This window comes from Paenibacillus sp. J22P169 (genome assembly GCF_059691995.1).
The window spans coordinates 268,710-287,409 of the sequence record NZ_JCAUAO010000003.1; the positions used below are offsets into that span (position 1 = coordinate 268,710).

Annotated in this window: 15 protein-coding genes; 13 read left to right on the forward strand and 2 right to left on the reverse strand. The window is 43.6% G+C overall.

All coding sequences use genetic code 11. The annotated features are described in order from the left end of the window. Nucleotides 1-31 precede the first annotated feature (31 nt). From AC58QG_RS19020 to AC58QG_RS19030, 3 genes are read left to right on the forward strand one after another with little or no spacing between them, the layout of a single operon-like run. Nucleotides 32-916 carry an ABC transporter ATP-binding protein gene (locus AC58QG_RS19020; protein WP_497363701.1) on the forward strand — a complete coding sequence of 295 codons (885 nt, stop codon included), beginning with the start codon at nucleotides 32-34 and terminating at the stop codon, nucleotides 914-916. A 5-nt stretch (nucleotides 917-921) separates the two neighbouring features. Further along, entirely contained in the window at nucleotides 922-1,719 is a 798-nt protein-coding gene (locus tag AC58QG_RS19025) for an ABC transporter permease subunit (RefSeq protein WP_497363702.1), read from the forward strand. A gap of 27 nt (nucleotides 1,720-1,746) precedes the next feature. Then, nucleotides 1,747-2,541, forward strand: a complete 795-nt coding sequence (locus tag AC58QG_RS19030; RefSeq protein ID WP_497363703.1) for a DUF2705 family protein — start codon at nucleotides 1,747-1,749, stop codon at nucleotides 2,539-2,541. Between the two features lie 83 nt (nucleotides 2,542-2,624). Here AC58QG_RS19030 and AC58QG_RS19035 read toward each other — a convergent pair whose 3' ends face one another. Together AC58QG_RS19035 and AC58QG_RS19040 are read right to left on the reverse strand one after the other, a co-directional pair. Next, complete coding sequence (locus AC58QG_RS19035) at nucleotides 2,625-4,775, reverse strand: 5'-nucleotidase C-terminal domain-containing protein (protein ID WP_497363704.1); 2,151 nt, start codon at nucleotides 4,773-4,775, stop codon at nucleotides 2,625-2,627. Between the two features lie 660 nt (nucleotides 4,776-5,435). Further along, nucleotides 5,436-6,575 carry a glycoside hydrolase family 88/105 protein gene (locus tag AC58QG_RS19040; RefSeq protein ID WP_497363705.1) on the reverse strand — a complete coding sequence of 380 codons (1,140 nt, stop codon included), beginning with the start codon at nucleotides 6,573-6,575 and terminating at the stop codon, nucleotides 5,436-5,438. 152 nt (nucleotides 6,576-6,727) lie between these two features. Between AC58QG_RS19040 and AC58QG_RS19045 the strand changes: the two genes are divergently transcribed. From AC58QG_RS19045 to AC58QG_RS19090, 10 genes are all read left to right on the forward strand, one after another. Then, a complete protein-coding gene (locus AC58QG_RS19045; RefSeq protein WP_497363706.1) occupies nucleotides 6,728-7,564 on the forward strand; it encodes a helix-turn-helix domain-containing protein in 837 nt (278 codons plus the stop codon). Nucleotides 7,565-7,680: 116 nt separating this feature from the next. Then, nucleotides 7,681-9,483 (forward strand): sensor histidine kinase, encoded by a 1,803-nt coding sequence (locus AC58QG_RS19050; RefSeq protein ID WP_497363707.1) that lies wholly within the window; start codon nucleotides 7,681-7,683, stop codon nucleotides 9,481-9,483. 14 nt (nucleotides 9,484-9,497) lie between these two features. Then, the gene (locus AC58QG_RS19055; protein WP_497363708.1) at nucleotides 9,498-10,988 is read left to right on the forward strand and encodes a response regulator transcription factor; all 1,491 of its coding nucleotides are present in this window, start codon (nucleotides 9,498-9,500) and stop codon (nucleotides 10,986-10,988) included. 96 nt (nucleotides 10,989-11,084) lie between these two features. Continuing rightward, nucleotides 11,085-12,380: an ABC transporter substrate-binding protein gene (locus AC58QG_RS19060; RefSeq protein ID WP_497363709.1), complete on the forward strand. Its 1,296-nt coding sequence runs from the start codon at nucleotides 11,085-11,087 to the stop codon at nucleotides 12,378-12,380. Nucleotides 12,381-12,449: 69 nt separating this feature from the next. Continuing rightward, nucleotides 12,450-13,322: a carbohydrate ABC transporter permease gene (locus AC58QG_RS19065; protein WP_497363710.1), complete on the forward strand. Its 873-nt coding sequence runs from the start codon at nucleotides 12,450-12,452 to the stop codon at nucleotides 13,320-13,322. Continuing rightward, nucleotides 13,322-14,149, forward strand: coding sequence for a carbohydrate ABC transporter permease (locus AC58QG_RS19070; RefSeq protein WP_497363711.1), 828 nt, complete (start codon nucleotides 13,322-13,324; stop codon nucleotides 14,147-14,149). The genes AC58QG_RS19065 and AC58QG_RS19070 overlap by 1 nt, the downstream gene beginning before the upstream one ends. 152 nt (nucleotides 14,150-14,301) lie before the next feature. Then, nucleotides 14,302-15,672 (forward strand): ABC transporter substrate-binding protein, encoded by a 1,371-nt coding sequence (locus AC58QG_RS19075; protein ID WP_497363712.1) that lies wholly within the window; start codon nucleotides 14,302-14,304, stop codon nucleotides 15,670-15,672. Nucleotides 15,673-15,749: 77 nt separating this feature from the next. After that, the gene (locus tag AC58QG_RS19080) at nucleotides 15,750-16,628 is read left to right on the forward strand and encodes a carbohydrate ABC transporter permease (protein ID WP_497363713.1); all 879 of its coding nucleotides are present in this window, start codon (nucleotides 15,750-15,752) and stop codon (nucleotides 16,626-16,628) included. Then, nucleotides 16,625-17,464 (forward strand): carbohydrate ABC transporter permease, encoded by an 840-nt coding sequence (locus tag AC58QG_RS19085; protein WP_497363714.1) that lies wholly within the window; start codon nucleotides 16,625-16,627, stop codon nucleotides 17,462-17,464. Before AC58QG_RS19080 ends, AC58QG_RS19085 begins: the two co-directional genes overlap by 4 nt. Nucleotides 17,465-17,508: 44 nt before the next feature. Beyond that, entirely contained in the window at nucleotides 17,509-18,672 is a 1,164-nt protein-coding gene (locus AC58QG_RS19090) for a glycosyltransferase WbsX family protein (RefSeq protein WP_497363715.1), read from the forward strand. The last annotated feature ends 28 nt before the right edge of the window (nucleotides 18,673-18,700 follow it).

The window sequence follows — 18,700 nt, forward strand, 5'->3', positions numbered from 1 at the left end:
AATTAACAGGAATTCATAAGGGGGCTACACTATGCATGCAATTGAAATCAACAATCTGACCAAAACCTATGGCAATTCAAGAGGTATTACAGATGTTAGTTTTACGATCGAAGAAGGGGAGATCTTTGGTTTTATTGGACCCAATGGTGCCGGGAAATCGACAACGATTCGAACGCTGCTGTCTCTGATTTTTCCAACAAGCGGCAGTGCCAAAATTTTCGGGAAAGATTGCATCCAGTTTGCGCCTGAGATTAAGAAAGAAATCGGCTACTTACCGTCAGAAGTTTTTTATTATGACAACATGAAAGTGATTGATCTACTCAAGTATTCAGCCAGCTTTTACAAAAAAGATTGTACGAAAAGAATCAAAGAGCTTGCTGAAATCATGGATCTGGACGTTACGAAGAAAATTGATGATCTATCGTTGGGTAACAAAAAGAAAGTGGGCATCGTTCAAGGGCTGCTGCACGATCCTAAGCTGATTATCCTTGATGAACCGACAAGTGGACTGGATCCGCTCATGCAGCAAAAGTTTTTTGAATTGCTCGAACAACAAAATCAAAGAGGAGCCACGATTCTTTTTTCCTCTCATATTTTGAGTGAAGTGCAGAGACTTTGTGATCGAGTTGCGATTATTAAGGAAGGTAGGATTGTAACGGTTGAGAAGATCAGCACGTTAAAAGAAAACAATTTTAAGCGATTTAAAATTGACACTGCACAAGCACTCGACCCTAATTTCTTCAAGATGACCGGGGTCAACAACATTGATGTTCAAGGCCAGACAACCAGCTTCTTATTTAAAGGCAATATTAATCAAGTGATGAGAAAAATTGCGGAAATTGAAATTGAAAATCTTTGGATCGAAGAGCCTGATTTAGAGGAGATCTTTATGCACTACTATGAGAAGGAGGCTTAAAAGGAATGAATATTTTCCTTCATGAATTGAGAGCGTATCGGAAATCCACAATCACGTGGACGTGCTCCTTAATTGCTGTCATCGTCCTATTCCTATCCCTTTTTCCTTCTGTCTCTAAGGATTTTGCAGAGTTTTCTTCCATATTAGAGGGGTATCCAGAAGGAGTAAGGAAAGCACTGGGTATTGAAATCGAGACCTTTGGTACCCTGCTTGGATTCTATATGTATATCTTTATGTACATTACGCTATGCGGAGCCATTCAAGCCATGGTTTTGGGAACGTCTATCCTTTCCAAGGAAGTTCGTGAGAAAACAGCAGACTTTCTTCTTACAAAGCCCGTAACGCGTACGAAAATAGTGACTTCCAAACTATTAGCGGCTGTCGCTTCATTAGTGATAACGTGTGTGATTTATATTGCTGCAGCCTATATGATGGCGCTTCAAGTAAAAACGGTCGATTTTGATGTGAGCACATTCCTGTTGATTTCACTCACTTTGCTGTTTATCCAGCTCATGTTTCTAGCCATAGGATTCATCATTTCAGTCGTATTTTCTAAAATAAAAGCGGTGTTATCCGTCAGTCTCGGTACGGTGTTTGCCTTTTTCGTTATTGGAATGGTTGTTGCCGTAGATGGTGAGGGGGCCAAACGTTATTTCTCGCCTTTCAAATACTTTAACGGGAAATACATGCTTGCGCATGCCAGCTATGAAGCATCTTATGTCATTGCAGCCATCGCGATTATCGTCGTTTCCATTGCCGCCAGTTACTTCATCTACACGAAAAAGGATGTTCATGCCGTATAAAACGAGGGCGAGAGGAGGGGAAAGCCATTGAATATTTTTTGTAGAGAACTGAAAACGTTTCGAAAATCGATGATTTTTTGGAGCCTAGGGCTTATTTTTCTAATAGCAAGTGGCATGAACAAGTACCAAGCAACGGCGGCTAACGGACAGATTAATGATCTTATGGCGGAAATGCCAAAGTCCCTCCAAGTGATCATGGGTGGCGGCGCGTTAGATTTATCGAAGGCAAGTGGCTATTTTGGCATCCTGGTCTTGTATTTCTTCTTAATGGCAACAATACATGCGGCTATGCTAGGCGCCAATATTATCGCGAAGGAAGAGCGGGATAAAACGGCAGAGTTCCTATTCGTGAAGCCTTTATCTAGAAATCAAATCATAACTTGGAAGCTGCTAAGCGCTTTAGTGAACATTATTATTTTTAACCTCGTGTCATGGATTTCGAGTATGTTGATTGTTGGGGCTTACAGCAAGGGTGAGACCGTCAATGGTAATATCTCCATCGTCATGCTGGGTATGTTTATTTTACAGCTGCTCTTTCTGGTCATTGGAACATCCATTGCAGCCGTTTATCGAAATTCCAAAAAAGCAGCCTCGCTTGCAACAGGCATCATGCTCATCACGTTCATTTTATCGATTGCCATTGACTTCAATGATAAGCTGGAGTTCTTAAAATATGTAACCCCGTTTAAATATTATGAAGCGAAAAATATCATGTATGGCGGTGGATTTGATGCCGTGTATGTCCTTATTTCTACAGTCGTGATTGCCCTGCTAACGGTTGTCACGTACGTATCTTTTAAAAAACGAGATTTGCATATTTAGAGAAAGAAAAAGACCTTTGACCCTATCCATAGTTGGATGCGGTCAAAGGTCTTTTCTCATTTTATGAGATTAATTATGATAGCTTATTTCTTCAAATCCAAACGCACATCGCGACCATCGTCTTGTACAGATAGCTCTTTACCCGCAGCCTTCAGGGAATTGACGTGATTCACCCAAGCATCCAACATGATGGCGCCGTCTTTCCAATCCTTCACTTCACCAAATACGGTAAAGCCATCGCCACTGCCAGTAGCCATGAAATCATTGGTTGTTACTTTGAACGTACGGTCGGTATTAAACTTGCCATCGACATAGATCGGAGTGCCATCTGCCAAAGTGATTTTGGAATATTTCTCACCAAGTGGCTTCGTGTTATCCCATTCTACCTTCAAACCTGAGAATTGAATTGCCGGAAGACTTGTATACTTGTCAGTAACTTCGAGTGCTTTTTTGATTTGTGCAGCAGTCATTGTACCCGTTACGTTGTAATTGCCAAAAGGAAGTACTTCGAACATTTCGCTGTAGGTTAGTTCACCTTTGTCAATATCCGTGCGAATACCGCCAATATTGGTGAAAGCAATATCGGACTTCTCAGAAGCGCGCATGGCATCTGTGATACTGTTGCCTAACTGTGTTGCACCGTCGCGGTCAGCCCCGCCATTGTTAGCAAAACGGAAAGATTTACGATTTAGCGGCTCTGCAACAACGACTTCTACTTCGCCGGATTTCGCTGATATTTTAGATTTGTAATCTTCAACCGTTTGGTGAATTTCCGCGTCAGCTGTCGTTAAATTCGTATATGTTTCTAGCAAGCTTGCATTCGAGGATACGACTTGCTTAGTGGATTTGTCTACAAAGAGTTGAATGTGTCCAACCGCATATAGCCAGCTCTGAGCCTCAACAACTGGGATGCCATTCACGATTCCGGCAACACGCATGTGGGAGTGACCGCCAACAATCGCATCTAATGTACCATTCCCAGTGCCTTTTGCAAGATCAGCAAGCTCACTAATGATTTCAGCGGATTTTTGGTTTTGCTCACCTGGCAGGTGGGAGGTAACCATGACGATATCAACACCTTTAGCGCGAAGCTCGGCTGCCAATTCTTTGGCCAAAGGAACTGGATTTACAAAGGAAAGTCCTTCAATGTTTGTTGATTTCGTAGTTGTCGTTGTTTGTGGCGTTGCGAAGCCGATGATTCCGATTTTCAGGCCATCTTTTTCAACAATCACATAGGGCTGTGTCCAGTCAACGCGTTTACCTGTTTGTGCATCGATAATATTAGCCCCGAGTATAGGGAATTTAGCCTTCTTAATATTGTCGATCAGAACGTCACGGCCAAAGTCGAACTCATGATTTCCGATTGCTGCAGCATCATATTGCACTTGCGCCATCGTATCCATCACGGATTGGCCATTCGTAGTATTGGAAATTAGTGTACCTTGCCAAGCGTCACCGCCGTCAACAACGACCGTTCCTTTTGGATTTACAGCACGGAAATCGGACACGATACCGCCAAATGTTTCGATACCGCCTTGACCTTGATTACGCTTTTTATCGAAGCCGACCTCGATTTTACCGTGAATATCATTCGTTGTTAAAATATCAACCACTTTAAATAAAATAGGTTTAAGCGCTTTTGCGACTTCATCACGCGTTACTTCAGCAGTAGGGTTGAAATTACCGTCGAGGGTAGGTGTGAAAATTCCGCTAATGACGGCATAAGCGACATATGGGCGGGAATCTTTCGCGATGGATGAGGAGTCTTTGAAGTAGTTCAGCACATTCTCGTTTACTTGTGGCAGTTGGCCGCCAGTTACGACTTTCACGATTAACTCAGCAAGCTCTTGACGAGTCACAGCAGCATTCGGATGAAACGTACCATCAGCAAAGCCGCTAATTAGTTTAGCTGCAACGGCATTCGCAACCGCTTGTTTTTGCCAAGTCGCAAGGTCCGTAAACGTAACAGTACTCGGATCTTCACTTTTCAGCTTGGCAGCACGGTTAATCATAGTTACAACTTCAGCACGAGTAGCAGCACTTGCACCACGGTAGTCTGTATCTCCGTAGCCTTCCACAACGCCATTATCAATGGCAAGACGCATATCTGATTTCATTGAAACAGGAGAAGTTGGTGTGGTTGTTTCGGCAAATGCTAGGTTGCTAGCGAAAGAGCCAGTAAGAGCGGTTACAAGCGCGAGCGCAGTAAGGCGAGTCGTAAATGTTTTTTTCATGTGTTGAAAACTCCTTCTCCAAATTAATAGAACGGCGGTTAATAAGCCCATATTTTAGTATAAAGGAAATGCTAGATTTTGAGAAGTGAAGAAATTATTAACTATTTTAGTGAATAACCAATAAAACCACTTAAACTTCCAATCTACTCTTTCAACCTCTGGGCCAGACCGATAATAAGGAATTTCAGCCGCTCATCACTCGATAGCGTTTAGTACTGGCTATTCAAAATAAAAGAAGGCGTCCCTAAAGCCATGAATGTGGCGGGGCACCTTCTTTTTTTGCAATTTGTTTCTGGGTCCATTCGATAAACTTACGCTGCTAAGGGAATTAGTGGAAAGATATCCCTCAAAATCACCTTGTTCGTGGCGTGCATACAGCTGTGAAGCCCGCAAAAGTGCAAAAGTGCAACCTTTTTTATCGAATTGACCTCTCTATTTGAAATGCTTGCAAAAGTGCAACTATTTCTGCCGGGACTCCTCGTTGCGGCACCTATTCGGTCCCAAAGGATGCACTTTTGCACTAATTCATCAATGTTGAGCCGTTTTCCCCGAAAATAAGTGTACTTTAGCATCTTTGACCATATACGCTTTCGCTGGACGTTGTTACGCTTCCAGACAATTGTTAGAAGTGCCTTTGTCACCTTCAAAAGCTTCAGCTTTTTACGCCGAGATCACTTCCTGAGCTAAGCTCATTTCCACGCACATCAGAATAAAAGCGCCAGCGCCATGCAAATCGTTCTCGCTTGTAGGACGGGCGATGTAGTGGGCGTAGTCCCCGATCCCTGTACCGATACAGATCTGTCCAATGATCACATGACCGTTCTCATCAAACTTCAGCGTATCAATGACCCCTTGATATCCTTTCCACGCATAGGTCAAATACTTAGGGTCCAAATAGCCGAATCGCACGGCTTTGGCAATAGCATGCACATACAAAGCTGTGCAGGAGTTTTCCAGCCAATTATCCGGGGCGTCTCCTTTGTCTACAACTTGATACCATAAGCCTGTCGCGGCATCTTGATAGGGAATCAAGGCAATAAGCAGGTCTTGAAGGATGCTCGTTAGCTTAGCTTTATCTTTGTGATCCTCGGGAAGGTATTCGAACATTTCCAGTAATGCCACGGGGTACCAACCGATCGCACGTCCCCAGAATTCCGGGGCCAAGCCTGTTACAGGATCAGCCCAAGCAGCAGCTTTGGTTTCATCCCAGCCGTGGTAAAGTAGGCCGGTGTTAGGGTCCTTGGTATGCTTTTCCATGAGAATAGCTTGATAGGTCATCATGTCGAAATAGTCGGCTTCTTCGAATTTATCGCCAAACATAACGGCAATCGGTCCGGCCATATACAGCCCATCCAGCCACATTTGATTCGGATAACGCTCCTTATGCCAGAAACCACCGGATGGGTTGGTTTTCCATGCTTTTAAAAGGGGAACCAGCGTGTACAAGGCTTTCTTATAACGTTCATCGCCTGTTTGCTCAAGCAGATTAAAGAGCAGAACGCCCGGCTGAATATCATCCAGTTCTTCCGGGTTATATTTCTTGATGCTGCCATCAGCAAGAATCTGACTATCTACCCATCGTTTGATATACGTATAGTATTTATCGTTGTTAGTTTCTCGCCAGCATTTCTCCATACCGGAGAGAAAGACGCCTTGATGATAGTGAAACCGGTCCGGGGGAAGCTGTTCGGGTTCGAATTTGGCCATCAACGCTTCGCACGCCTTCTCCGCCCATTGGAGGGGAGTCAGTGTATCTTGTTTGGTGCTATTGATTTGGATGTTTTCTTCTGAAGTATGCATCTTCGTTCATTCCTCCTTCGTGTTCTTATAGCCTATCTTAGCAGAGGAATATGTACATTTTTTGTGGAAATGGCGTATTTCTTCTTATATCTTGCAGTAAATGAGATGAGGTGTATAATAAGTGGCAAATCAGAGTAGAGGCGGAGTAGAGGATGGGAGATTTTCAATTCGATAATGGTGAAGGTTCCTTCTCAGTATCCTATCGGAAAGCGTTAAGTCACAATATGCCGGCCAACCATTTTCACAGTACGTACGAAATTTTCTATTTGATGTCCGGTAAACGGACGTTTTTTATAAAGGACAGGACGATAATCGTCAACGAGGGAGATATTGTAATCATTTCTCCGAATATCCTTCATCGGACCACCAATACGGAAATGCCCAAGCACGAGCGGCTCATCGTGAATATTCATGAAAGCTATATGGCATCAGTTAATGATACCTACCGGGACATCTTCCAGCCCTTATTTGAGAATGCGTACATGATTGTAAAATGCCCGCTGCAAGACCGGCTCGCTATCGAGGCGCTAGCACAAAGCATTATGCAGGAGATGCAGGAGAAGAAGCCTGGCTTCGAGATGTTTGTACAGACGTTGGTGCTGCAGCTGCTCATTATTTGCTGCCGGCATGCCAAACAAAATGCGCTTGAGCCGCTAGAACCGCCAAGTCCCATGCATGAGAGGATCATGGAGGTTGTTCGTTATATGAACACCCATTACATGCAGGAGCTGCCGTTGCATGTGTTGGCGGAGAAATTTTACGTAAGCCCCTATTATTTAAGCCGTTTTTTTAAAGAAGCGACGGGCTTTACATTTGTAGAATATTTGAACAGCGTCAGGATTAAGGAAGCAAAGAAGCTGCTGGAGCAAACCTCCATGAAAGTTAGTCTGATTGCCAAAAAAGTCGGTTTTGGCAGTGTTACGCATTTTGGCAGAGTGTTCAAATTAGTGACGGGACATGCCCCATTGTACTATAGGAAGGACAAGTAGTTCGCAGCGAAACAGGGAATTGGATAGGGAGCGAGAATTATGAGTGTGAAGCGGAACGCAGCGCACGGACGATGACATCGTGTCAGTTGCCAGAAACACGAGTCAGGAGATGTAGGATGAAGCCTTGGAAAGCATGGCATTTAAAAACCAAAGTTGTGCTCAGCTTTTCTTTCCTGTTTGCGTTCTCGATTATTTCAAGCGGGATTTTCTATTACTATAGCAGCGTAGGTGAGTTGAAAAAGCAGACACTGCAGCTGCTCGATACGAACAGCACACAAATTACGCGAACGATAGAGCTATATATTGAAGATATGGAAAAGCTCTCCCTTTCCGTTTTTTATGATTCACTGGTTCAACATGTATTAAGCCATCCGGAGGAAACCAATGAAGCAGAAGATGCAAGTTTAAATCAACAGATCACTTCCCATTTGTTGAACATATCCATTCCCTGGCCATCCGTTCAAGGGATTTATTTGTATCCCACGGATAATAAAGCAATGACGTATTATTCGGCCAAAAGAAGTCCATTTGTAGGAAATACCATTGCCGATGAACCTTGGTATCCTTATATCGAAACCTATACGCATTCTCCTTTTTTATTGTGGCCTACCATGAAGGAGAACACGATTACTAATTTTCAAGACATAAAAGTGTTTTCTTTAATTCGTCAGATTAACCAAATCCCCACAGGTAAAAAGATCGGCTATATGAAAATGGATATGGATGTTAATGTCATGAAGGATCTCGTTTCCTACAGAGAATTCGGAAGTGCGCAGGATTCGAGTTTATTTATTGTGACGGATCAAGGTAATGTGATCTATGCTAGTCAGGATGAATGGACAGGGAAAGTGTTGGATGGTATCCCTGTAGCGGATTTGATTGGGAAAAGCACATCTGGTTCACTCACTTGGCAAGGGAAATCCTATCTATATGGCAGTTACCGGTCGGAGGACACCCACTGGACAACATTAATCTTGAAACCAATGAATTCCATTACGAGCCGGTTAAAAGAAATACGCAATACGGTCATGAGTATCGAATCCTTGATATTAGTCCTCGTCATTGTCATTGCCTGGTTTATTGCAACCGGGATTACACGTCCTTTGCGCACCATGATTACGACGATGCGTCATGTGGAACGGGGTGATTTTACGATTCGGGCCTCCCACAGTGACAATCGCAATGAAATCGGCCAGCTGGGCAAAGTGTTTAATCAGATGTTGGATAGCATGCAGTCCATGATCTCCCGGGTATATGTAGCCGAATTGAGGGAGAAAGACGCGCGATTATTAGCGCTTCAAGCACAAATTAATCCGCATTTTTTATTTAATACATTAAATATTTTGAAGTCATTGGGACGAAAAGGGGCAACAAACGATGTGGTGGAGGTAACAGATTCGTTAGCCCATTTATTTCGGTACAGCTTGCATGATTGGCATGGGAATGTCACGCTTCGCGAAGAATTGCAGATCATCCAAAGCTATATTAAAATTCAAACCTACCGATTCCAAGATCGGTTCTCCTATGAACAACACATACCAGAAGGGCTCCTGAATGCACGGATTTTACGTTTGACGATTCAACCGCTTGTGGAGAATGCTGTGGTACATGGGCTGGAGCAACGCAAGTCAGGTGGATTGATCTCGGTCCAAGTTACCGCAGATGAGGACCTGCTTGAGATTCTGGTTTCTGATAATGGTGTAGGTATCAACCGGCAGACACAAGAGATGCTCAATCAGAACTTTGCAGAAATTGATATTCATAGCTCGAACACAGATTCCGAACATATGGGTATTGCCTTGTTAAATATTCAGAAACGGTTGCATCTGACTTACGGTAACCAGTATGGTCTATCTTTCCTGCCTCAACCAGATGGCGGAACGACAATTCGCTTAGCTGTACCACTTCAATTGGCATAGAAAGGCAGAGGGTTATGATGAGAATTTTTCTAATCGAAGATGAAGCGCTGGCTATGGAAGAATTATTGTTCATCATGAAGCCGTATTCGGAACAACATACCATCGTTTGCTATGAGAATGGCGAGGATGCCTTGGAGGGAGCGCTTCAGGCAGCACCAGATATTATTATTTCGGATATTAAAATGCCTGGTTTAAGCGGATTGGAAACGCTGCAAAGGCTGACATTGATGAATCCGCAGCTGCAGGCTATTATGCTAAGCGGTTATAACGAATTCGAATATGCGCGAGCGGCTATTAAATTAGGGGCTAAGGAGTACATTTTAAAGCCAGTGGTGGAGAAGGAATTGTATGAGGTGTTAGATCGTTTGATTGCCTCCGTGATTACCGAGGAGCATAAAATGCAAATGGCCATGGATTGGTCATTAACACGGATGATGCGTGGGATGAGTCCCCATCAGGTTGCGAGAAACGACGATACGCTTAGCGGGAATTGGCTAGTTTGTGTTATTTTATTGCGAAATTGGAACAGTGAGCATACGTGGGCGAATAGTCAGTTGACGATGAATCAATTCTCAGAGTGGCTTCACGTGAAGGTGGATCATGATACGAAATGCTTAGATATGGACGTGCATTTGCGGATTGTTATGATTCCAGTACTCAAAGCAGAGCAGGAAAGTAAGCTTCGATTGAAGGTTAATCAGATTCATGATTACGTCTGCACCTATGAGCAGGTTGTTCACACCGTTTATCACATCAAGAAGGAGCAGGACGTGTTGGATGCTTCTTACCGCCTGTGTCTGCGCTTGTTAGAAGATCAAGTTCGTCTAGAAGTATCCACGTTTATGCCAATCCCGCAAGCTACACAGTTCGCCGCCGTATGGGATAGTGTGAGATTAATCGAAATGCACCTGCGCGAGTCCGAATATGCCAAGCTCAATATGGAATTACGGCGGATGCTGGAGAGCTTACATCGTGCTGGCATTCACTTAAAACAAATATCGGTGTTCCTGTCCGACTTCTTTTATGCCCTTAAATATAATTTGAATCTAAGCAAGAATGATCTGGAGTCCTTCAGTATGGACTCTATCTATGAGTTTATCAAAACTTGTGATACGTACAGCATGCTTCAAGAATGGCTATTAGGGAAACTTAGCGGCATGATGGTAGGCCAGCCAACAGAGATGAGTCATCCTAAGCAAATTATTCCGATACTCTTGGATTATGTGCAGCAGCATTACAGCGAAACGATTCATCTTCAGGATTTTGCCGTTAAATATCATCTCAGTGTGGGTTATTTATCGAAGCTGTTTAAATCTGAAACGGGCAGCAATTTCTCGGAGTATATCGTGGAGATTCGCATGAAAAAAGCGCAGGAACTTTTAAATGGAGGCTACAAAAAAGTATCAGAGATTAGCCAAATGGTGGGATATGAGGATCCCAAATTTTTCAGTCAAACCTTTAAACGCTGGTCTGGGGTTACGCCTGCCGAGTATAAAAAGAGATAAATCAACCTACCTTAAATGGAAAATGACCCTACATTCCCTAAGGAGCAGAGCAGGTAAGATAAGAACTGTAAGATATTTAAGAGGGGGTTCATTTCAATGACTAGAAGAAAAAGAATGGTGACTACTACGCTTGTAACAGCCGTATCACTGTCGGTAGCGCTAACGGGTTGCAGCAGTAAATCGACGGATGCACCTGCAGCGGGTAAAAGCACAGGTAAACCTGTAACGTTGAAAATGTTTCACTTCCTGGAAGCAGAAGCAGGTCCAACACTTAAGGATATTAATAAACGGTTTCATGAAAAATATCCGAATATTACAATCGAATATGAAAACGCTCCCACAGATCAGTATCAAACGACGATTAAAACACGATTTGCTTCAGGCGATGCTCCTGATATTATTGGTGTTTTCCCAGGCACGTGGAAGGATCCGTTTGTCAAAGCGGGTTATTTGATGGATCTTTCGGATCGACCATGGGTGTCCAGATTGCAACAAGGCGCGCTAGATATGGAAAGCAAGGATGGGAAAGTATACGGGTTGCCGCTGGATCAGAATGCGATTGGCGTTATCTATAACAAAAAGATTTTCAAGGATTTGAACTTAACGATTCCAAAAACATGGAATGAGTTCTTAAAAGTAGCAGATACCATTAAGGCCGCTAATATTACGCCTATTGCCCTTGGATTAAAGGATCTTTGGGTGACACAAATCATTCCATATGCGATGGCACCATCCGCGATCTATCGAGATGCCAAAACATTTGATAAAGATATGTATGACGGTAAAGCTACATTTGCCAATTCTCCATGGAAGAAAATGATGGAAGATTACACCATGATGGATGCCAAAGGTTATTTTAATAAAGGTGCGCTAGGAACGAGTTACGATCAAATGGTTCAATTGATGGCGACGGGGAAAGCGGCTATGGAGATTATGGGGAACTGGGGTCTACCGCCAATCCTAGCAGCGAATCCGCAAGCGGATCTGGGGATGTTCCCTCTCCCTTATGCTGAAGAAGGCAAACAAGTATGGGTACCATCGGCGATTGCTTTGGGTCTAGGCGCGAATGCCAAGACGAAATACCCTGACGAAGTGAAGTTGTACCTCGATTTCTGGGCCGAGCCAGCGAACAATGCTCAATTATTAACACAAGCCAAGGCGTTTCCTGTATTTAAAGATGTAAAGCCTGAATTGGATCAAACGCTGAAAGAACTAGTACCTTATTTGAATGTGGGAACGTACAACTTCCTTGATCAGAACTGGCCTGCCGGCGTACAAGATACGATGATGAAGAATATTCAGAATGTCATGGTAGACGGCGGCAAAACATTCTCCATTGACAGCATGTTGAAGGAAATGGATAAAGTGTTCACGGAGAAAAAGGGTCAGTAACTTATCATAATAATCGAGGGGTCAGGAGGAATTATCTCCTGACTTCTTAGTTAAAAAGAGGGAGATTGGATGAGAAAACTGTGGGTACAGGTGCTTTTTATATTGCCAGCCTTACTGATATTTGGCGTGTTTATTGTGATTCCAATGATAAGCAGCATTTATTACAGCTTGACGAATTGGAACGGTTTGGATCCAACGATTACCTTTATTGGGTTGGATAATTATCGAAAGTTGTTGGATGATTCTGAGGTATGGATTGCCTTGAAAAACACCGTTGTTTTTGCCGTCCTCGTAACTATTTTTCAAAATGTACTTTCCTTAGTACTGGCGTTATTGGTGGATGGTTCGAGGTGGTATTATCGTTATTTACGCGTGGTTTACCTGATACCGGCACTATTGAGCGCTTTGGCTATTGGGTATATCTGGAGCTATTTGTACAACCCGGTATTCGGGATCATTAATACGGTGTTGGAGAACATCGGTTTAGGAACGCTCGCGCAAGATTGGTTAGGAGATCCCAAGTGGTCGATGTATAGTGTTGTTTTTACAAACGTATGGCAATGGGCTGGTATTACCATGATTATTTATATGGCGGGATTGCAAGCGATATCGGCTGACTTATATGAAGCTGCAGATATTGATGGGGCGAATAAATGGCAAACATTTACGCGCATTACATTCCCTTTGATAGCACCTGCGTTTACGATTAACATTATGATTTCCATCATTGGCAGCTTTAAAGTATTTGATATCATCTACGTCATGACCAAGGGTGGACCAGGGACGACGACAGAATCATTAGCGATTCTCTTGTATAAGAAAGCATTTAACTTTAATGAGATGGGTTATGGGACGGCCATTGCTGTTGTGATGTTTTTAATCATTCTCGTGATCTCGATCTTCCAATTGTCGATCCTTCGTAAACGGGAGGTAGAGGCATAATGTCAGTAGCATGGGCAAGTAAAGCAAGTAAATTTATTATCTTAGCACTATGGGGTTTGATCGTCAGTATTCCACTTCTTATTCTCGTATCTGTCACGGTGAAATCACCGCAAGATTTATTGCACACAACACTTGGGTTTCCAAAAGTTTTCATGTGGGGCAATTTTGCTGAAGCTTGGCGAACAGCGAGTTTAGGGATGGCTTTTGGCAATAGTATCCTCATTACGGGATTGGCCATTGTGGGTATCGTGTTGGCAAGTTCATTTGCGGCTTATCCGCTCGCTAGGGTGAAGTCGAAGTTCACAAGCGGCATGTTCTTATTCTTCATTTCGGGTATTATGGTGCCGTTTCAGCTCAGTATGATTCCACTGTACAAGCTCCTGAAGTTCTTACATTTGATCAATACACATCAAGGGGTTATTTTGATTTTCATTGCGATGTCGATCCCATTTTCCATATTCCTATACACAGGTTTTCTCAAAGGCATACCTAAGGAATTGGAAGAGTCTGCTCTGATCGATGGCTGCGGTCCATTTCGTACCTTTGCGATCATTATTTTTCCGTTAATGAAACCAGTGACAGCTTCGGTCATTATCACCAACAGTTTATCCATCTGGAATGACTTCTTAGTTCCGCTCTTATTTCTGCAAGCCAAAACGAGTCGTACGATCCCAATGGCGATTTTTACGTTTACGGGTCAATACAATAACAGTTGGAATATGATTTTTGCTGCTATTTTATTAGGGACATTACCACTTATCATTACGTTCCTCTTCTTGCAGAAGCATTTTATTAAAGGGATTGTGGGAGGAGCTGTTAAGGGGTAGAACCATTTCTCAAAGTCTATAGTGAAGGGAGCGAATGGATGAAATAGATCTGAAAAAAGAACAAAAACCTAAGAGAATCGAGCAAAGACAGCGCAATAAGAAAACGTTTACAATAAGCTTGTAAAACAAATTTATGAGCGGGGGTATTAGATATGAAAAAGAATTTAGTAGTCAGCATGTCTGCATTAATGGCGATGTCCTTGACGTTAGCTGCTTGTGGAAACAGTTCATCCAGTCCTTCACCGAGCACAGCTTCCACCGGTGAGAAACAGTCCGCAGCTCCAACGACTGCGAGCAGTGAAGCTCCCAAGAATGCGAATAACGACGCCTACACCTTGAAGGTATCCAGCTGGTTCTTGGATGATACGCCCCAAAACAGCATTTTTAAACAAGTGGCAGAAAAGAAGTTTCGTGAAAAATACCCGAATGTGAAGATTCAATGGGATACGCTGGTTGGCGAAAAATATATGGATAAATTGAAGGCGGATCTTACGGCAGGAAGCGCGGCCGATGTCATCTGGAGTCAGAACGTCGCGCAGTTCGGGAAAGCCGGATATTTGGCTGATTTGTCTAACGAACCATGGGCAGCTAATGTACTGGACGCAACTAGGCCGTTAGAATCCTTTGACGGCAAGCTATACGGAGCAGCGGCAACGGTTTCAGTGAACGGAGTATTTTATAACAAGAAAATATTTAGCGATGCCAGCTTGCAGCCACCCAAAACGTGGGATGATTTCATCGCCATTAACGAAAAGCTGAAAGCAAAAAAAGTGACACCAATTATCGCTGGATTTAAAGACGCGTGGACGATTGGATTGACACTTGGCGTTATCGCTGATTCCATGATCGAAGTCGCTAACCCGAACTATTTATTCGATATCTATAATGGCAAGGCTAAGCTAACCGGCCCAGAAATGACAGCAACGACAGATGCATTCCTGCAATTGGCCAAGGGCGGTTACTTCAATAAGGATGCCCTATCCTTGGATTGGCCAGGCAGCTTGGCAGCTTTTGAGCAAGGTAAAGCGGCCATGATCATTCAAGGCAACTGGGTACCGGGGATGATGGACGGGGACGTGAAGGACAAAGGAATGCCGAAGCAGGAAGTTGGTTTCTTCGCAATACCGAATAAAGAGGGGAAATCGGCGCTTTCAGCGGGACCTGATCACAGCATTTCGGTCAATGCCAAGACGCAGCATATGCAAGCGGCTAAAGATTTTGTTGCCATGGTTTTAAGCCAGGAGGTTCTATCCGTGCATATCAAAGACGTTGCTTTCCCTGGCATTAAAAATATTAAAGGGGATTTCGCCAATCCAGCCATGACGGACGTGATGAATGCAATGAGCTCTAGTAGCTCCGTAATCGGCGTGAACAGCAGTAATTTCCTAGCTAGCTCGGCTTGGACGGGGATTCAGAACGGAGTGCTGAAAGTTATCGGCGGTGGCGACTTTGGCGATACACTCACAGTAGCTCAGCAAAATTATGATAAAGACAAAGGAACAATCGTGATCCCTAAGCAATAAGAACGCTAAGTTAAAACTCTAAGGATAGCCAGTTGTAGCCTCGGCTGCTGCTGGCTGTCTAATCAGGGGAGAAGAGTATGAACAATGAAAGCAGGATGTTTCGTTTTGGGTTGTTGTTAACGCTGCCAGCGACCGTCATCTTTTTACTTTTTAATTATTATCCGTTTGTTAGCTCCCTGTATTATTCCTTCACGCAATGGGACGGAATTAACAAACCCATTTTCATAGGTCTGAAAAATTATACCGACTTATTTCACGATCAGGCGATGCTTCACGGTGGGCTTCATACACTGTACATCGTAATCTTCGGGATCATCATCTCTAATCCGCTTTCTTTGCTTCTGGCCTTGCTCTTAGACAAACCGTTTCGGACGAAATCAATCCTGCGAACCGCCTTTTATTTGCCCGTTATTATTAGCCTGGTAGTCGTGTCCATTGTGTGGAACTTCCTATTGAAATACGACGGTGTCATGAACGCGGTGCAAACGGGGCTTGGATTGGGGGCGTACACGCAAGATTGGCTGGGGAGTATCCATTATGCGCTGGGTATGATCATTATGATTTCCGTTTGGCAGGGTACCGGTTTTGGAGCCGTCATTTACTTGGCTGGGCTGCAGTCCATTCCCAAGGAAATCTTGGAGGCATCGCAGATCGATGGTGCCAGCGGCTGGCGTAAAGTGATTTATATCATTATCCCGCTGATCATGCCAGTGGTCACGATTTGTACGTTTTTCGGTCTTGTTGGCTCCTTGAAAATGTTCGATTTACCGTTTGTACTCACAAACGGGGGGCCAGGGGATGCGACGCTGACGATCGCACAAGCCATTTATAATTTTGCCTTCGTCAATCAAACGTATGGCTATTCGACGGCAGCAGGTATCGTCTTCATGATCATTTGCCTGATCGTGACAACGGTTCAATTAAGAATTACCCGCAAAATGGAGGTGGAATTATGACGCAATCCTCCCTTACAGCCAAACGCAAGCCTGGATTTATTGTGCTAGAAGTGATTCTGCTAGTCATGGCTCTGCTTTATCTTTTTCCGGTCATCTACTTATTCGCAGCTAGTATGAAGAAGAGTGCAGAGTTCTACGAACCGCTTAAACTCCCGCATTGGTATTTCGGAAATTATGCCAAAGTATTTGAGCAGACACATCTTTTTCAGGCTCTGGGCAACACCCTCTATATTTGTTTGGTGACGCTCGCCATTAATATTCTCGTCTCCTCAATGGCTGGTTACATTATTGGAAGAAACCAACATCGCTATTTTCAATTGTTATTCTATGTATTTCTGTCCGGCATGATTATTCCCGTTCAGACCAGTATGGTTCCTTTATTCAAATTACAGCAAATTCTTCATATGCAAAGCTCGCTCACTTACTTGTGCCTGCTGTATGTCGCTGGCGGAATTCCTTATGGGACGATGGTTTATACAGGATTTATCAAAACGGTTCCGAGGGAACTGGAAGAGTCGGCTTCGATCGACGGGGCAGGACGATTTCGAACCTTTTGGTCGATTATTTTCCCACTGCTTCTGCCGGCAACGGGCACGATTCTCGTAACGACTGTATTTTGGTACTGGAATGACTTCATTAGCCCATTGTTATACTTGGATATTAACCAAACACCGACTTTAATTACACTGATCTTTAAATTTAAAGTCGACCGTGGTGTCGATTGGGGACCCATCTTCTCCATTTGTGTTTTGGCGACGTTACCTTTAATCGTGTTGTTCTTGTTTACCCAAAAATACTTAATTAAAGGCTTTGTTGCAGGTGCTGTGAAAGGCTAATCTGACAAGGCTTCCTACATTCATATCGGAGAAGGAGAATTTTCATGAAACAAACCGAGGTAGCTGTTTATTATTTTCCCAATTATCACCCCGATCCACTAAACGAACAATGGCATGGTCAAGGATGGACGGAGTGGGAGTTGGTTAAAGCTGCGAGACCCCGATTCCAAGGGCACGATCAACCCAAAATTCCAATGTGGGGTTATGAGGATGAGTCAGATCCAGCGATTATGGCTAAAAAAATTCAAGCGGCTGCCGATCATGGCATCTCTTCGTTTATATTCGATTGGTATTGGTATGAGAATGGTCCTTTTCTACACGGTGCTTTGGAGCGGGGTTTCCTTAATGCGGTGAATAGCCAGGAACTGAAATTTTCGCTCATGTGGGCGAACCATGATTGGTATGATATTCAGCCTGCACCGCGCAACTTCCGCAATAATTTGGCGGCGAGCGGGAAAGTGACGGAAGAGCAATTTATAGCGGCTACGGATTATATGATAGAGCATTATTTCCATCAACCAAATTATTGGAAGGTGGAAGGCGGCTTGTATTTTTCCATCTATGAATTAATGAACTTAATTGAAGGATTGGGCGGAAGTTACGAGGAGACGAAGCGTATTTTACTAGATTTTCGTGATCGTGTACGTAAGGCTGGTCTTGGTGAACTGCATTTGAACGCCATTGTCTGGGGTGTGCAGAACCTGCCGGGCGAGAAAGCCATTGAGGATGTTAACAAGGTGCTAGAGGATCTTGGATTTGACAGCATTACCTCTTATGTCTGGATACATCACAACCCTATTCCACACTTCCCGATGTCGGACTACGCGATGTATAGGGAATTATCGGTGAAGGATTTCGAACGGTTTACGAATGAATACGATCTTCCCTATTTTCCAAACGTTTCGATGGGGTGGGATTCTAGCCCGCGTACCGTACAGACGGATGTATTCGATTGTGTCGGATATCCTTATACACCGATATTGGTGGGCAATACGCCAGAACAGTTCGAGAAGGCGCTTTGGGAAGCGAAATATTTTATCGATAAAGGTCTCACCGAGCCTAGTATTATAACTATCAATTCATGGAACGAGTGGACAGAGGGAAGCTATTTGGAACCTGACACCCGTTACGGCATGAAATATTTAGAAGCGATTCGAGATGTATTTGGTGTTAAACACATGGCGGGAACTCAAACAGAGGTTGGATAATGTCATCTTATTCCTCACTAGGAGGGAG

What these genes read in the sequence shown, in the direction of transcription:
- AC58QG_RS19020 (WP_497363701.1), top strand. Translation starts at nt 32, where the DNA reads ATGCATGCAATTGAAATCAACAATCTGACCAAAACCTATGGCAATTCA.
- AC58QG_RS19025 (WP_497363702.1), top strand. Translation starts at nt 922, where the DNA reads ATGAATATTTTCCTTCATGAATTGAGAGCGTATCGGAAATCCACAATC.
- AC58QG_RS19035 (WP_497363704.1), bottom strand. Translation starts at nt 4,775, where the DNA reads ATGAAAAAAACATTTACGACTCGCCTTACTGCGCTCGCGCTTGTAACC.
- AC58QG_RS19040 (WP_497363705.1), bottom strand. Translation starts at nt 6,575, where the DNA reads ATGCATACTTCAGAAGAAAACATCCAAATCAATAGCACCAAACAAGAT.
- AC58QG_RS19045 (WP_497363706.1), top strand. Translation starts at nt 6,728, where the DNA reads ATGGGAGATTTTCAATTCGATAATGGTGAAGGTTCCTTCTCAGTATCC.
- AC58QG_RS19050 (WP_497363707.1), top strand. Translation starts at nt 7,681, where the DNA reads ATGAAGCCTTGGAAAGCATGGCATTTAAAAACCAAAGTTGTGCTCAGC.
- AC58QG_RS19055 (WP_497363708.1), top strand. Translation starts at nt 9,498, where the DNA reads ATGATGAGAATTTTTCTAATCGAAGATGAAGCGCTGGCTATGGAAGAA.
- AC58QG_RS19060 (WP_497363709.1), top strand. Translation starts at nt 11,085, where the DNA reads ATGACTAGAAGAAAAAGAATGGTGACTACTACGCTTGTAACAGCCGTA.
- AC58QG_RS19065 (WP_497363710.1), top strand. Translation starts at nt 12,450, where the DNA reads ATGAGAAAACTGTGGGTACAGGTGCTTTTTATATTGCCAGCCTTACTG.
- AC58QG_RS19070 (WP_497363711.1), top strand. Translation starts at nt 13,322, where the DNA reads ATGTCAGTAGCATGGGCAAGTAAAGCAAGTAAATTTATTATCTTAGCA.
- AC58QG_RS19075 (WP_497363712.1), top strand. Translation starts at nt 14,302, where the DNA reads ATGAAAAAGAATTTAGTAGTCAGCATGTCTGCATTAATGGCGATGTCC.
- AC58QG_RS19080 (WP_497363713.1), top strand. Translation starts at nt 15,750, where the DNA reads ATGAACAATGAAAGCAGGATGTTTCGTTTTGGGTTGTTGTTAACGCTG.
- AC58QG_RS19085 (WP_497363714.1), top strand. Translation starts at nt 16,625, where the DNA reads ATGACGCAATCCTCCCTTACAGCCAAACGCAAGCCTGGATTTATTGTG.
- AC58QG_RS19090 (WP_497363715.1), top strand. Translation starts at nt 17,509, where the DNA reads ATGAAACAAACCGAGGTAGCTGTTTATTATTTTCCCAATTATCACCCC.